Raw genomic sequence first — 14,030 nt, 5'->3', positions numbered from 1 at the left:
CGTCAATCGACCAGCATTGTGTTCTGATGGGCTGATAGCGCTTTGCCAGAGGGGCGGGTGGACGTGATGGCCATGCGACGATTGTTCGGACTGATGCTGCTGTTGGCGAGCGCTTCGCTGCCCGCCGAAGTGCTTCGGCTGGCCGGCAACATCTGGCCGCCCTATACGGGCAAGAGCCTGCCCGGCGAGGGGCTGTCCGTCGAGCTGATCCGCACCGCGCTGGAGCGCGGGGGCTACCGGGTCGAGTACATCGAGGTGCCCTGGGAGCGCGCTCTGTTCGGCCTGCGCAACGGCAGCTACGACATGGTCAATGGCTGGCCGACGCTCAAGCGCGTTGACTACACGCTGAGCTCCCGCCCGTTTCTGGTCAACCGGATGCGCTGGGTCCAACGACGCGGAAGCGACTTTCGCTATGACGGCCTCGATAGCCTGATCGGCTACCCGATCGCCTTGAGCCGGGGCTACATGTACAGCGATGAACTGGACGACAACGCGCGGTTGCAAAAGGGCTACGCTGCCAGTTTCGTCCAGGCGGCGGCGATGGTGCTTGCCGGACGTGTCGACCTGACGCTGGAGGATGAGCGCACCGTACTGTTCCATCTCGAGCGCGAGCTGGGCCATGAGCGGGATGAGCTTTCCTTCGTCCCCGGTGAGTTCAGGCGGGTCGGGCTGTCCTTGGTGGTGCGCAGCGACCACCCGCAGGCGACCGACATCGTGGCGACCTTCGAGCGCGAGATCGCCGCGATGGTCGAGGACGGCAGCTACGCGGCGATCTTTCGCCGCCACGCCATGCCCGCCCCGGACGCGTTGCCCCAGTACTAGCGCTGGACCGGCTGCTGCTTGATCAGGTGCGCGGCCATGCTGCGCAGCGGTGCCAGCTGACGGCAGATCAACCCGAGCTGGGTCTGCACCAGGCGATGGGCATCGTCCATCTCCTCCGGAATCTGTTCGAGCTGCTGCGCCAGCGCTTCTTCCTCTTCGCTGTAGATGGCCACCGGCTTGTTCTGTGCCAGCGCCGTGGCCAGATCGTCGAGGCTCGCCGCCAGCTGCTCCGCGGCGCGCTCGAGCAGCGCATCGCTGGCATCGTCAGGCAGGCTTTCGCGATGGGCGCCGAGGCCGGACAGGTAGTTCAGCAGGGTGTGCGAGAGGATCAGAAAGCGAAAGCCGGTCTCGGCATCCTTGCGGAAGTGGCCGGGCTCCAGAAGCATGTTCGAGAGGGTGGTCGACAGCGCGGCATCGGCGTTGTGGGCGTTGCGCCGGGCCAGGCGGTAGGCCAGGTCGTCGTGCTTGCCACTGTCGTACTGGCGCATGATCTGGCGCAGGTAGTCGCTGTTGCAGCTGAGGGTGTTGGCGACCACCTGGTTCAGACGCCGGCCCTGCCAGTCCGGCAGGATCAGGAACACCGCGGCGGCGGCGATCAGGCTGCCGAGCAGGGTATCGAACAGGCGCGGCCAGATCAGCCCGTAGCCATCGCCGACCTGGTTGAAGCAGAACAGCACCATCAGCGTGATCGCGGCCGTGGCCAGGGTGTAGCGCGTGCTGCGGGTGGCGAAGAACACCACTCCGGCGACCACGGCGAACAGTGCCTGCACCGGCTGGCTGGGGAACAGATCGAACAGCGCCCAGCCGACCACCAGGCCGAGCACGGTGCCGCTGATCCGCTGCACCAGCTTGATCCGGGTGGCGCCATAGTTGGGTTGGCAGACGAATACGGTGGTCAGCAGCACCCAGTAGCCCTGCTCGGGATGGATGGCGTGCAGCGCGGCGTAACCCGCGACCAGGGCGATGGCCATGCGCAAGGCATGGCGGAACAGCAGGGACGTCGGCGTCAGCTGCAGGCGGATGCGGTTGAATGCCTCGCGCAGCGTCTGCGGCTGGCGATCCAGCAGGCTGCTGTCCTGTGTGCCTTCCAGCGCGGCGGGGTCGCTGGCACTGGCGAGCTGGCGCTGCAGGGTGGAGAGGTTGCTCGACAGCGCCCGCAGCGAGCGCAGCAGGCCGCGCCAGGCCGGGTTGTTCTGCTCGCGCAGGTGCTCCAGCGACGCTTGCAGGTCCTCCAGTGCCTGGGCATTGGCATCGCTGTAGCGAAACGTCTGGCGCAGCTGGATGGCCTCGCCGAGTTCGGCGCAGGCGCTGGCCTGCAGGCGCAACAGGCGCTGGCAGCGAAACAGCACGTCGCTGTGGAAGAAGGCTTCGGCGAGGGCCTGGTAAGGGTAGTGCGAAGAGCTGACACGCTCGTGCAGGTCCTGGGCGAGGAAGTAAAGCTTCAGGTAGTGATTGATCTTGCTGCCGGGGCGGCCGCTGCCCAGGCGGTGCAGCAGGGTTTCCTTGGCCGCATTCAGAGCGCTGACCACCCGGCCGTTCTGCTGCGCCAGCTCGAGCCGGCGCTGTTCGACGTCCAGCTGGCGCACCGGTTCGAACAGCGCTGCCTTGTAGCGGAAGTACAGGCCCAGCTCGCGATACAACCGCGCCAGGCTCTGCTGCACCGGCTGGTGCGCGAACAGCGCGTTCCAGCATACCGACAGCAGGCCATACCAGGCGGCGCCGGCCACCAGCAGCAGTGGGTCGCGCCAGAACTGCTGCAGCTCGCCGTTGCGCTGGTCGGCGGCGATCATGCTGTAGATGGAGAGGATCAGCGTGGCCTGGGCGATCGCGCCGTAGCGTTCGCCGAGCGCGCCGAGCATGACCAGGGCGAAGGTGGACAACGCCAGGCCGGCAACGAACAGCCACGGATAGGGAAACAGCAACTCGACGGCTACCGCGGCGATGCTGAAGCACAGCAAGGTCACCAGCAGGGCGCTGAGCCGGCCCAGCCAGCTGTCGTCGGTCTCCGCCAGGGCGCTGGCGATGATGCCGAGGAACAGCGGAATGATCAGCGATGGCTGCCCGAGGTACCAGGCCAGGCCCATGCTGCCGGCCATGGCGATCAGCACGCGCAGGCTGTAGCCGAACTTCTCCAGCGCCCAGAGGCGGCGTAAGTACTGGCTGAGCGAGGGTTGCGGCATGGAGCGATCCGGTTGGGGACGGGCAGATAGGGCAGCGCCAGCGCATACGCTGTCACGGCCGCGGCCGGGGCTCAACCCTCCGGCCGCCTGATGCTGGCCTGCTTGCTATCGGCTTGGCGGCGGCTGGCTTCAGCGCAGCACGCGGACCTTCAGCGAGCGGCCCTTGATCTTACCTTCGTTCAGGCGCTTGAGGGCCTGTTTGGCCGCATCGCGTTCGACCGCCACGAACGCCTGGAAGTCGAAGATGGCGATCTTGCCGACCTGGCTGCCCGGCAGGCCGGCGTCGCCGGTCAGGGCCCCCAGGATGTCGCCCGGGCGCAGCTTGTCCTTGCGCCCGGCAGCGATGCACAGCGTCACCATCGGCGGTTGCAGCGGCGCACCCGCACCGGCTTTCAGCTCGTGCAGGGAATGCCAGTTGAGCGGCGACTTCTGCAACTTCTCGATGGCCTGGGCACGATGGGCTTCGGCCGGGGCCACCAGGCTCGCGGCCAGGCCCTGGTTGCCGGCGCGTCCGGTCCGGCCGATACGGTGGACGTGGATTTCCGGATCGCGGGCCAGCTCGACGTTGATCACCATGTCCAGTGCGTCGATATCCAGCCCGCGGGCGGCGACATCGGTGGCCACCAGCACCGACAGGCTGCGGTTGGCAAACATCGCCAGGACCTGATCCCGATCACGCTGCTCCAGATCGCCATTGAGTGCCGCTGCCGAGATGCCCTTGGCGTTGAGGTACTCGACCAGCTCCTGGCATTGCTGCTTGGTGAAGCAGAAGGCCACGCAGCTTTCCGGGCGGAAGCTGGCCAACAGGCGCGCCACCGCATCCAGACGCTGCTCGGGGTCGATCTCGTAGAAGCGCTGCTCGATCTGCGAGTCCGTGTGCAGTGACTCGACCCGCACCTGCTGCGGCGCACGCATGAAGCTGGCGGCAAGCTGCTCGATGCTGGCGGGGTAGGTGGCCGAGAACAGCAGCGTCTGCCGCTTGGCCGGGGTCTGGCCGATGATCTCGGCGATGGCGTCGTAGAAGCCCATGTCCAGCATGCGGTCGGCTTCATCGAGCACCAGGGTGTTGAGGCCGTCGAGCTTGAGGGTGCCTTTCTTCAAGTGCTCCTGCACCCGCCCCGGCGTACCGACGATCACATGGGCGCCATGCTCCAGCGATGCGATCTGCGGGCCGATGGAGACGCCGCCGCACAGCGTGAGGATCTTGATGTTGTCCGCTGCCCGCGCCAGTCGGCGCAGCTCCTTGGCGACCTGATCGGCCAGCTCGCGGGTCGGGCAAAGTACCAGCGCCTGGCAGCCGAAATAGCGTGGATTGAGCGGGTCGAGCAGGGCGATGCCGAAGGCTGCGGTCTTGCCGCTACCGGTCTTGGCCTGGGCGATCAGGTCGTGCCCCTTGAGCATCAGCGGCAGGCTCTGCGCCTGGATCGGCGTCATCGTCGCGTAGCCGAGGGCTTCGAGGTTGGCCAGCATGGCGGCGGAAAGGGGCAGGGTGGAAAAGGCGGGACTGGACACGGTTGGAGCCTTCGGATGGAAATCGGTCTGCAGTCTATCAGGCTGCCGGCAGGAGCGTTCGGCGCGGTCGGCATGGCTATCTGCCTGCCTGGTGAAACGTTTTGAAAGGCGCGAAGACTGAACCCAGCGGGGGGCGGCTGATCGAAAACTGTCCATCATTCGCTCCCAGGAGGTTGTTTTGTCTCGCGTTCTTTTCCTTGCCGGGCTGTTGGCGCTACCGGCGTTCGCGGCCGAACCCACCCTTTATGGCCGCTACGAGCACATCAAGGTCGAAGAGATCGGCAAGATCCTGCCCGCCAAGATGGATACCGGTGCCATGACCGCATCGCTGTCGGCCCGCGACATCGAACAGTTCAAACGCGATGGCGAGGACTGGGTGCGCTTCCGTCTGGCCGTCGATGGTGCCGATGACACCCTTTATGAGCAGCGGCTGCTAGGTATCAGTCGTATCAAGACCCGCGCCGAGGAGGCCGGAAACGTCGATCCCGACAGCGAGCCGCCGCGGGCCGAGCGCCCCGTCGTGGGCATGCAGCTATGCATCGGCGATCAGCTGCGCGAGGTGCAGGTCAACCTCACCGACCGGACGCACTTCAGTTACCCCTTGCTGATCGGCGCAGAGACCATTCGTGATCTCAACGCGGCGATCTACCCGACCGAGAAATACACGGCGGGTCAGCCTGCCTGCTAGACGCAGGTCACCAACTGCACGCGACCTGCGCCGAACGGCATCTGTCCGGCCAGGTCGTCTCTCCGCTTCGCGCCTGCCGATAGGCCGCAAGGCCTGCCGTAGCCAGCCCTGTTCGGCTCCGAGCCAGGCTCGAGGGTGCCCGCAGGGCGCTGCTGGCATGTGAGGCGTCGACGTGCGGCTCGACGTCCGTCTATCCGCGCGCCACGACCTCTGGAAACCTGCTTGAGGGAGGCTGCCTCGATGGAGTGTGGCGACCGCTTCGTTTGCAATCAAAAGGCAATGAACTGACGATAAGTTAATTACATCGTTTTCTTAAGTTCATTGCTCTTGTTTTTTAAATATTTATCTTTCATTAAGAGTTCAATCTCCAAGTTATACTTTTCGAACTTGGGGATGATAATTACGCGGTGAATTTAATTTCGTGACCGGTCGGTCTCGATATGCGTCCGAGGCGACTGCCCGAAGGTGGGAGGAGCGCCGCGTCAGCCCGCCGCACCTGCATGCGTCAAAACCGTCTGCCACAAAGGTTACGGCGAGCAGGTCGGTTCGTGGCAAATCGCCAGCCTGGGACGCTTTGCGGCGGCGCTTTTCGGCATCTGGATTGGTCTTTGCGGGTTGTTTGTCAGACTAAAGTCGGGGCTTTCATTCATAAACCCTGCCCTGTTAAATTCAGCATGTGGGTTCCCTTCACACGCAATAAAAATAAGGCGGAGAACGTCAATGGCCGACAACGATAAAGAAAATGCTGCTGCGTACTGGAAGGCGAATGTTCGCCTTATCACTTGGAGCTTAGTGGTCTGGGCTCTTGTCTCATATGGTTTCGGTATCCTCCTGCGTCCGCTGGTATCCGGTATCCCTGTAGGGGGAACGGATCTTGGCTTCTGGTTCGCTCAACAGGGTTCCATCATCGTGTTCATTGCGATCATCTTCCACTACGCGTGGCGGCTGAACAAACTGGACAAGGAATTCGGGGTTGAGGAGTAACCACCATGAGCCAATATTGGATCAACATGTTGTTCGTGGGCGCCTCGTTCCTGCTCTATATCGGGATCGCGGTCTGGGCTCGCGCCGGGTCGACTAAGGGATGGTCTGAAGTAGCCCTGTATTTCTGGCTGACTTCAGCCTCCGCCGATTTTGAAAGCGGTCAACCGATCAAAAACGATCAGATCGCCCGCTTATTTCTGTGTTTTTAGCCGCCGCGAGCACCTCGCAGCAGCCATTTTCCACATTACAGGCGCACCTCTCCTGCATTCGTCAGTAAATGTCGTCGAGCCATCCACAGATTCGACAGCGCGAAGAGTGTCACCAGTTGCGCGGTGTTCTTTGCCAGGCCACGGAAGCGCGTCTTCACATAGCCAAATTGGCGCTTGATCACCCGGAACGGGTGTTCGACCTTGGCCCGCACCTGGGCTTTGGCCTTCTCGATCTTGCGCCTGGCTTTGTAAAGCGGGCTGCTCTTGCCCAGTTTCTTGTAAGTGCTGCGCCGTGCCGCCACCTGCCAGATCACCTCACGACCATCATGTTCGGCACGCTTCTCGACACCGGTATAACCGGCATCAGCGCAGACCACGTTTTCCTCGCCATGCAACAACTTGTCGACTTGGGTAACGTCCGCCACGTTGGCGGCAGTGCCTACTACGCTGTGCACCAAACCCGACTCGTCATCCACGCCGATGTGCGCCTTCATGCCGAAGTAGTACTGGTTACCCTTCTTGGTCTGGTGCATTTCCGGGTCGCGTTTGCTGTCTTTATTCTTGGTCGAACTCGGCGCATTGATCAGCGTGGCATCGACGATGGTGCCTTGGCGCAACGACAAACCTCGGTCACCCAGGTAGCCATTGATCACAGCCAGGATGCCGGCGGCCAGTTCGTGTTTCTCCAGCAGGCGGCGGAAGTTGAGGATGGTGGTTTCGTCCGGAATGCGCTCCAGGCTCAGTCCAGCAAACTGGCGCAGGATGGTGGTCTCGTACAGCGCTTCCTCCATCGCCGGGTCGCTGTAGCCAAACCAGTTCTGCATCAGATGTACGCGCAGCATCGCCATCAACGGGTAGGCTGGGCGACCACCTTCGCCCTTGGGGTAGTGCGGGTCGATCAGGGCTATCAGCCCCTTCCAGGGCACCACCCGATCCATCTCGATCAGGAACAGCTCTTTGCGGGTCTGCTTGCGCTTGCCGGCGTACTCGGCATCGGCGAAGGTCATCTGCTTCATCGGAAAACTCGGTGAGTGGAGTCCGGGGATCTTGCCAAAATCAGGAAGTCTTCTTCAGAGTTTCCCTAAGGAATTCTACGTCGCCGGCGGTGGCGTTCACCCTGTAACCAACGGTATGGCGACTGCGGCAGACTGGATGTCTGCGGCATCCTTCATCTCCATGGCCGGTATCATCGCCTCCGGCGGTTATGCCACCTCCGTGTACCTGATGGGCTGGACCGGTGGCTACGTGCTGCTGGCCATGCTGCTGGCCCCCTATCTGCGCAAATTCGGCAAGTTCACCGTACCGGACTTCATCGGTGACCGGTTCTACAGCCGTGGTGCGCGCCTGGTAGCCGTCATCTGCCTCATCCTCATCTCCGTTACTTACGTAATCGGTCAGATGGCCGGTGCTGGTGTGGCGTTCTCCCGCTTCCTGGAAGTGAGCAACTCCGCTGGTATCTGGATCGCTGCCGCGATCGTGTTCGCCTACGCGGTATTCGGCGGCATGAAGGGCATCACCTACACCCAGGTGGCTCAGTACATCGTTCTGATCATCGCCTACACCATTCCGGCCGTGTTCATTGCCATGCAGCTGACTGGCAACCCGATCCCGATGCTCGGCATGTTCGGCACTCACGTCGACTCCGGCGTGCCGCTGCTGGACAAGCTGGATCAGGTCGTAACCGACCTGGGCTTCGCTGCCTACACCGCCGACATCGACAACAAGCTGAACATGTTCCTGTTCACCCTGTCGCTGATGATCGGTACCGCTGGTCTGCCGCACGTGATCATCCGCTTCTTCACCGTACCGAAGGTAGCTGACGCTCGCTGGTCCGCTGGCTGGACTCTGGTGTTCATCGCCCTGCTGTACCTCACCGCTCCGGCTGTTGCCTCCATGGCTCGTCTGAACCTGGTTCAGACCATCTATCCGGAAGGCCCGCAGGCTGAAGCAATCCGCTACGAAGATCGTCCTGAGTGGGTGCAGACCTGGGAACGTACCGGTCTGATCAAGTGGGAAGACAAGAACGGCGACGGTCGCGTACAGATGTACAACGACGCCAGCGCTGCCTTCACTCCGACTGCGCAGGAGCGTGGCTGGAACGGCAACGAGCTGACCGTGAACAACGACATCATCGTTCTGGCCAACCCGGAAATCGCCAACCTGCCAGGCTGGGTCATCGGCCTGATCGCGGCGGGTGCCATCGCGGCGGCGCTGTCCACTGCGGCTGGTCTGCTGCTGGCGATCTCCTCGGCAATCAGTCATGACCTGATCAAGACGCTCATCAATCCGAAGATCAGCGAGAAGAACGAGATGCTGGCCGCTCGTCTGTCCATGACGGCAGCCATTCTCCTGGCGACCTATCTGGGTCTGAACCCGCCGGGCTTCGCGGCTCAGGTAGTGGCACTGGCGTTCGGTCTCGCTGCAGCGAGCCTGTTCCCGGCGCTGATGATGGGTATCTTCTCCAAGCGCGTGAACAGCGCAGGTGCTGTGGCCGGTATGCTGGTAGGTGTGGTGTCCACCGCGGTGTACATCTTCCTGTACCTGGGCTGGTTCTTCATCCCTGGCACCAACAGCCTGGCCAACACGCCTGATCAGTGGTGGATGGGTATCTCCCCGCAGGCCTTCGGTGCCGTGGGTGCGATCCTGAACTTCATCGTGGCCTATGCCGTGTCCCTGGCGACTCAGGCTCCGCCGCAGGAAATCCAGGATCTGGTCGAGAGCGTGCGTACCCCGAAAGGTGCTGGCGCTGCGCTTGATCACTGATCGATAATGCAACCAGACATCAGACCCTGTCTGAAACAAGGTTGAGGTAGAAGTCGGGCTTCCAATTGGAAGCCCGATTTTTTTAGGGGAGTTGTATATGTTCTGGCATCTGATTGCTGCAATTGTCGCCGGTACGGCGGGTGCGGGGATTGCACTGGCGCTGCGCTCCTTGATGCGCAAGCGCCTGCCGAAGTGGATCATTCCGGTAGGTGCTGGCCTGGGCATGCTGGCGTACACCATCCACTACGAATACACCTGGTTCGAGAGCACCCAGGCCCGTCTGCCGGAGGGTTCGGTGGTGGTATCGAGCGAGAAAGGCAACATGCTCTGGCGACCCTGGACCCTGGCGTTCCCGATGCCGCTGGCCTACACCGTGCTGGATGAAGCCAATGCGCAGATTCAGGACACCGAGCAGGGTCGCGTTGCCCGCTTCGTGCTGTATCGCTTCGAAAAGACCAGCCTGATGTCCACCGTGCAAAGTGGACGCTATCAGTTGCTGTGCAGAGAGAAGGCGATGTTCCGGTTGAATGAAGCCGGCGAGGCGAAGGTCGAGACACTGACCCAGCTCCAGCAGGATTCGCCGCTGTATCGGTCCATCTGCGAAAGCGGGCGCTGATTCCGTACGCGCATCAGCGTGATCTGATGCGCACCGTCACTTCATGCGTGGGCGGCCCGAGATTTGGGTCGTCCTGTCCTTTCGGGCATGGCTGCATCTGTGTCCGTCATCGCGGCCCGAACGGCCGCGGTCGTGTCGTCAGGTTCAGATCGAATTGAATGCGGCCTTGCGGGCGCGCTGCCAGCACCTGAGGCGCTGCGCCAGCTCGTCGAAGGTGGTCAGGCCGATGCGCTGGGCACGATTGAGCAGGATCAGCGCGATCTCGGCTGTCGCCATGGCGTCGGCGGACGCATTGTGACGCTGCGGGATATGGATGTTGAAGTAGTCGAGCCAGTGGTCCAGGCTGCCGCGGTGGATCATCGCTTCGGGGAACAGCATCGGGGCCAGGTCGGCCACGTCGAGGAAGCTGTTCTCCAGCGAATAGCCCAGCTCGTTCTTCAGCGCGCGGCCCAGCATGCGTTGGTCGAACGGGGCGTGAAAGGCCAGGACGATGCTGCCCGCGGCAAACTCCATGAAGCTGAGCAGCGCTTCGGCCGGCGGCAGCCCGTTGGCCAGTTCGCTAGGCGCGATGCCATGGATCAGCACGCTTTCATTGACCTTGACCTGACGGCACAGCGTGCATTCGAACTGCTGCGAATAATCGATCGCGCCGTCCTCGATGACCACCGCGCCGATGGCGATGACCAGGTCGCGCTTGAGGTGCAGCCCGGTCGTTTCCAGATCCAGCACCACCAGTCGTTGCTGGCGTAGCGGAACGGGCTGCGGCAGTTCCGGGCGCGGCAGCTCGGCAACGCGTTGCTGCTGCTCGGGAGGCAACTTCGGACCGCGTGGGTTGAACCAGAACATGCTCATAGTTGATAGCGCACCGCGAGGCTGGCCTGGAGACGCTGGGCCTGGCGAAAGGACTCGCGCAGGATGCGTCGATCCAACACATTGAGCGTATCCGGATCCAGGCGATTGGAATAGGGCAGTCCATCGCGTGCCTGCTGCTGATGCTGCTGCATGCGGGTCTGCTGGATGAAGTGGTAGGCCTCTTCGTAGGCTGCGCCATCCTTGGGTTCTATCACGCCCTTTTCCACCAGCTTGCGCAGGCGCTCGAGGGTGTTGCAGGTGCCGATGTCGTTGCTCAGCGCCAGCAGGCGTGCGCCGTCGACGAACGGAGTCAGTCCCTGCACCTTCAGGTCCAGGGTGTCTTTGCCTTCGCCCTTGCGTGCCACCACGAAGTCGCGGAAGCGGCCGACCGGGGGGCGATGGCGCAGGGCGTTGTCCGCCATCATGCGCTGGAACAGGCTGTTGTCCTTGATCTCGTCGAGCAGATCCTGGCGCAGCTGCTCGCAACCTTCGGCCGGGCCCCAGATGCTGCGCAGGTCGAAATAGATGGTGCTGCCGAGCAGGTTTTCCGGCGTCGCCTCACGGACAAAGGAGCTGAAGCGGCGGCTCCATTCCTGCCGCGACAGGCACAGCTGCGGATTGCTGGCCATGATGTTGCCCTTGCACAGGGTGAAGCCGCAGGTGTCGAGGTCACGGTTGATACGCTCGGCCAGCGGCAGCAGGCGGCCACGGATGTGCGCGGCCTCGGCGGCATCGGCGGCCTCGAAGAGAATGCCGTTGTCCTGGTCGGTGTGCAGGGTCTGCTCCTGGCGCCCTTCGCTGCCGAAGCACAGCCAGGTGAACGGCACGCCCGGATCGCCCATATGCGCGATGGCCAGTTCGATGACCCGACACACCGTGTGATCGTTGAGCAGGGTGACGATGCGGGTGATCTGCGTCGACGAGGCGCCGTGGGCCAGCATGTTGTCGACCAGCTGCTTGATGCGGTTGCGGATGACCACCAGGGCGTCGACGCGATCGGCATGGCGGATGGTTTGGGCCAGATGCACGAGGTCCACGCGCTGCAGGGAAAACAGGTCGCGCTCGGAGATCACACCGCGCAGCAAGCCGTTGTCCACCACGCAGACATGAGCGATATGCCGCTCGGTCATGGCGATGGCCGCATCGAACGCGGTGGCGTCCGGCGGCAGGTAGAACGGATCGTGGGTCATGAACTGGGCGATCGGCTGACTCAGGTCCGTGGTGCCCGTACCGATGGCTCGTCGCAGGTCACGCAGGGTAAAGATGCCCTGCGGATGCAGCGCTTCGTCGACGATGACGATGCTGCCGACGTTCTCCTCCTGCATCATCGCCACCGCTTCGTTGAGCGGGCGGGACGGCAGGCAGGAGACGGGATGATGCAGGGCCAGCTCGCCGATGCTGGTTTCCAGCGAGAAGTTCTCGCCGAGGCTCTCCACCGCGCGCATCTGCGCCTGCTGATTGACCAGATCCAGCAGGCTGCTCACGCCGCGCATGGCGAAGTCGCGAAACACCGGCGAGTTGGACACCAGGTTGACGAAGGCCGGTTTGTTGAGCAGGAAGCAGAAGGTGTCCTCGGCAGCCAGGTGTGCGGTACGGGTCGCCCGCTCGCCCATCAGCGCCGCCATCGGAAAGCACTCGCCGACGATGACCTCGAAGGTGGTATCGGTGCCGCGCTTGGCGGTGTGCGGGCGCTGACCGTGCACGCGGCCCTGCTTGACGATATAGAAGTGCTGCACCACGCCGTCTTCGGGAGAAATGATGCAGTCGCCTTCGGCATAGAAGCGCAGCTCACAGTTCTCCACCAGATAGGCCAGGTGGGCCGGCTCCATCTGGTTGAAGGGGGCGTACTTGCGCAGGAACTCCATGGTGCCGTGGATGTTCTGCAGTACGGCCGTCTTCCCAGCTTGGGCGAAGGCGTCAGGTGTGCTCATGGTCGGCTTCCATTTTTTGTTCATGGTGGGCTGCGGGTCGGTCGGACCCAATTGGACGTAAGTCTAGTCAGGCCGGGCGCTGCGGAAGCTGATCAGGGTCAGCCCGGTGTTTCGGGCTGTTGCGAGGGTGCAGGCATAAAAAAGGTTCATCGCGGACTCTGGGGGAAGAGCGAGTTGACAGTCAGGGAAGCAGGTAAATTGGCAGTCGCCAAACACACCCTTCACCTGTCCCTGCTGTCGCCGTGCATCCTATTGATCTTGCCTCGTTCTGGCCAGGCTATGACGTCGTTGCCTGCCGTTCATCTGCCAACAACTCCCTTCTGATTGAGCTTGAGCCTCAAGCCGGTTCAGTGCCCAAGTGCGGGCGTTGTGGTCAGCTCAGTCCGTTGATTCACGAGCGCCGGATTCGTCTGGTGCGTGATCGTGATCTGTTCGATCAGCGCGTCCTGCTTCAACTGCCAGTGCGCCGAGTCGATTGCCTGAACTGTGGTCGGGTGACCGAGCGAATCGACTGGCTGGAGCCTGCATCTCGCCTGACCCAACGGTTACGGATCTGGCTCGAAAGCCTGCTGCGGCTGCTGCCGATCAGCCACGTCAGCCAGCTCACCGGGCTGCACTGGCACACCCTCAAGACGCTCGATAAACGACGCCTGGAAGCCGAGGTAGGCGCCTTCGATTCCAGCGACGTCCGCCGTCTGGTGATGGACGAATTCGCCCTGCACAAGGGGCATCGCTACGCCACGGTCATCATGGATGCCGAGCGAACACGGGTGCTGTGGGTCGGTCACGGCAACAGCCGCGAGGCGATCCGCCCGTTCTTTGAATTGCTCGGCGAGCACTGCCAGCAGATCGAGGCGGTGGCCATGGACATGAATACGGCTTTCGACCTGGAGGTGAAGCAACATTGCCCTCAAGCCGAAGTGGTGTACGACTTGTTTCATGTGGTAGCGCGCTACGGGCGAGATGTGATTGACCGAATCCGGGTCGACCAGGCCAACCTCCTGCGCGAAGACAAGCCGGCACGAAAGGCGGTCAAACAAAGTCGTTGGCTGCTGCTGCGCAATCGCGACAACCTGAAGGACGGACAGGCCGTGCAGTTACAGGAACTGCTCGCGGCCAACCAGCCGCTGGCTACGGTCTATGTACTCAAGGATGCCCTGAAGGATGTCTGGTACGCCCCCAGCGTAAGAGAGGGCTGGCGGCGCTGGCGAACCTGGCTGCGGCACGCCCGGGACAGCGGCCTCGCGCCGCTACAGCGCTTCGCCCGCAACCTGCGCAAATATGCCCGGGGCATCCTCGCCAGTGCTCACTTCCCCATGCACACCAGTGTTTTGGAGGGCGTGAACAACCGCATCAAGGTCATCAAGCGCATGGCCTACGGTTTCCGGGACTCGGAATACTTCTTCCTGAAAATCAAGGTCGCCTTCCCCGGGAAAGCGCGATGAACCTAAAAAAACCGCCCCTAAGGGCGGT

The 14,030-nt window shown here is 62.7% G+C and carries 11 protein-coding genes and 1 pseudogene; 7 read left to right on the top strand and 5 right to left on the bottom strand.

Annotated elements, in window-relative coordinates:
* The first annotated feature begins 57 nt into the window (after positions 1–57).
* On the top strand, positions 58–822 hold the full coding sequence (locus PSTAB_RS19205) for a substrate-binding periplasmic protein (RefSeq protein ID WP_013984283.1): 765 nt from the start codon (positions 58–60) through the stop codon (positions 820–822).
* Here the strand turns inward: PSTAB_RS19205 and yccS are convergent.
* Positions 819–3,002 (bottom strand): YccS family putative transporter, encoded by a 2,184-nt coding sequence (yccS, locus tag PSTAB_RS19200; protein ID WP_013984282.1) that lies wholly within the window; start codon positions 3,000–3,002, stop codon positions 819–821. The genes PSTAB_RS19205 and yccS overlap by 4 nt on opposite strands.
* A gap of 129 nt (positions 3,003–3,131) precedes the next feature.
* Positions 3,132–4,514, bottom strand: coding sequence for an ATP-dependent RNA helicase DbpA (dbpA, locus tag PSTAB_RS19195; protein WP_041771883.1), 1,383 nt, complete (start codon positions 4,512–4,514; stop codon positions 3,132–3,134).
* A 178-nt stretch (positions 4,515–4,692) separates the two neighbouring features.
* On the opposite strand from dbpA, the gene rloA2 reads away from it, so the two are divergent.
* The 3 genes from rloA2 (at position 4,693) to PSTAB_RS19180 (ending at position 6,395) form a co-directional block, all read left to right on the top strand.
* Complete coding sequence (gene rloA2 / locus PSTAB_RS19190; protein WP_011914911.1) at positions 4,693–5,202, top strand: retropepsin-like aspartic peptidase RloA2; 510 nt, start codon at positions 4,693–4,695, stop codon at positions 5,200–5,202.
* Positions 5,203–5,922: 720 nt separating this feature from the next.
* Entirely contained in the window at positions 5,923–6,186 is a 264-nt protein-coding gene (locus tag PSTAB_RS19185; RefSeq protein WP_017245397.1) for a DUF4212 domain-containing protein, read from the top strand.
* A gap of 5 nt (positions 6,187–6,191) precedes the next feature.
* Entirely contained in the window at positions 6,192–6,395 is a 204-nt protein-coding gene (locus PSTAB_RS19180) for a hypothetical protein (protein WP_041771881.1), read from the top strand.
* Between the two features lie 35 nt (positions 6,396–6,430).
* Here PSTAB_RS19180 and PSTAB_RS19175 read toward each other — a convergent pair whose 3' ends face one another.
* Entirely contained in the window at positions 6,431–7,411 is a 981-nt protein-coding gene (locus tag PSTAB_RS19175) for an IS5-like element ISPst7 family transposase (RefSeq protein WP_013981292.1), read from the bottom strand.
* 67 nt (positions 7,412–7,478) lie between these two features.
* Between PSTAB_RS19175 and PSTAB_RS19170 the strand changes: the two are divergent.
* Positions 7,479–9,158, top strand: a pseudogene (locus PSTAB_RS19170) (sodium:solute symporter family protein); the annotation flags it as partial.
* A 97-nt stretch (positions 9,159–9,255) separates the two neighbouring features.
* Positions 9,256–9,774, top strand: coding sequence for a hypothetical protein (locus PSTAB_RS19165; RefSeq protein ID WP_013984278.1), 519 nt, complete (start codon positions 9,256–9,258; stop codon positions 9,772–9,774).
* A gap of 144 nt (positions 9,775–9,918) precedes the next feature.
* Here the strand turns inward: PSTAB_RS19165 and PSTAB_RS19160 are convergent, their stop codons facing one another.
* A complete protein-coding gene (locus PSTAB_RS19160) occupies positions 9,919–10,626 on the bottom strand; it encodes a 3'-5' exonuclease (protein WP_011914907.1) in 708 nt (235 codons plus the stop codon).
* Positions 10,623–12,557, bottom strand: a complete 1,935-nt coding sequence (locus tag PSTAB_RS19155; protein WP_017245514.1) for a putative nucleotidyltransferase substrate binding domain-containing protein — start codon at positions 12,555–12,557, stop codon at positions 10,623–10,625. Before PSTAB_RS19155 ends, PSTAB_RS19160 begins: the two co-directional genes overlap by 4 nt.
* Before the next feature lie 242 nt (positions 12,558–12,799).
* Here PSTAB_RS19155 and PSTAB_RS19150 point away from each other — a divergent pair, with 242 nt between their 5' ends.
* On the top strand, positions 12,800–14,002 hold the full coding sequence (locus tag PSTAB_RS19150; protein WP_013984277.1) for an ISL3 family transposase: 1,203 nt from the start codon (positions 12,800–12,802) through the stop codon (positions 14,000–14,002).
* Positions 14,003–14,030: the final 28 nt, after the last annotated feature.

The organism is Stutzerimonas stutzeri (genome assembly GCF_000219605.1).
In the GTDB taxonomy this organism is placed as follows: Bacteria; Pseudomonadota; Gammaproteobacteria; order Pseudomonadales; family Pseudomonadaceae; genus Stutzerimonas; species Stutzerimonas stutzeri.
The sequence above is the reverse complement of the archived record's forward strand: the minus strand, read 5'-3'. Positions and strand labels throughout refer to the sequence as shown.

Coding starts and splice junctions, on each gene's coding strand:
- yccS (WP_013984282.1), bottom strand. CDS start 3,002: ATGCCGCAACCCTCGCTCAGCCAGTACTTACGCCGCCTCTGGGCGCTG.
- PSTAB_RS19185 (WP_017245397.1), top strand. CDS start 5,923: ATGGCCGACAACGATAAAGAAAATGCTGCTGCGTACTGGAAGGCGAAT.
- PSTAB_RS19180 (WP_041771881.1), top strand. CDS start 6,192: ATGAGCCAATATTGGATCAACATGTTGTTCGTGGGCGCCTCGTTCCTG.
- PSTAB_RS19175 (WP_013981292.1), bottom strand. CDS start 7,411: ATGAAGCAGATGACCTTCGCCGATGCCGAGTACGCCGGCAAGCGCAAG.
- PSTAB_RS19165 (WP_013984278.1), top strand. CDS start 9,256: ATGTTCTGGCATCTGATTGCTGCAATTGTCGCCGGTACGGCGGGTGCG.
- PSTAB_RS19160 (WP_011914907.1), bottom strand. CDS start 10,626: ATGAGCATGTTCTGGTTCAACCCACGCGGTCCGAAGTTGCCTCCCGAG.
- PSTAB_RS19155 (WP_017245514.1), bottom strand. CDS start 12,557: ATGAGCACACCTGACGCCTTCGCCCAAGCTGGGAAGACGGCCGTACTG.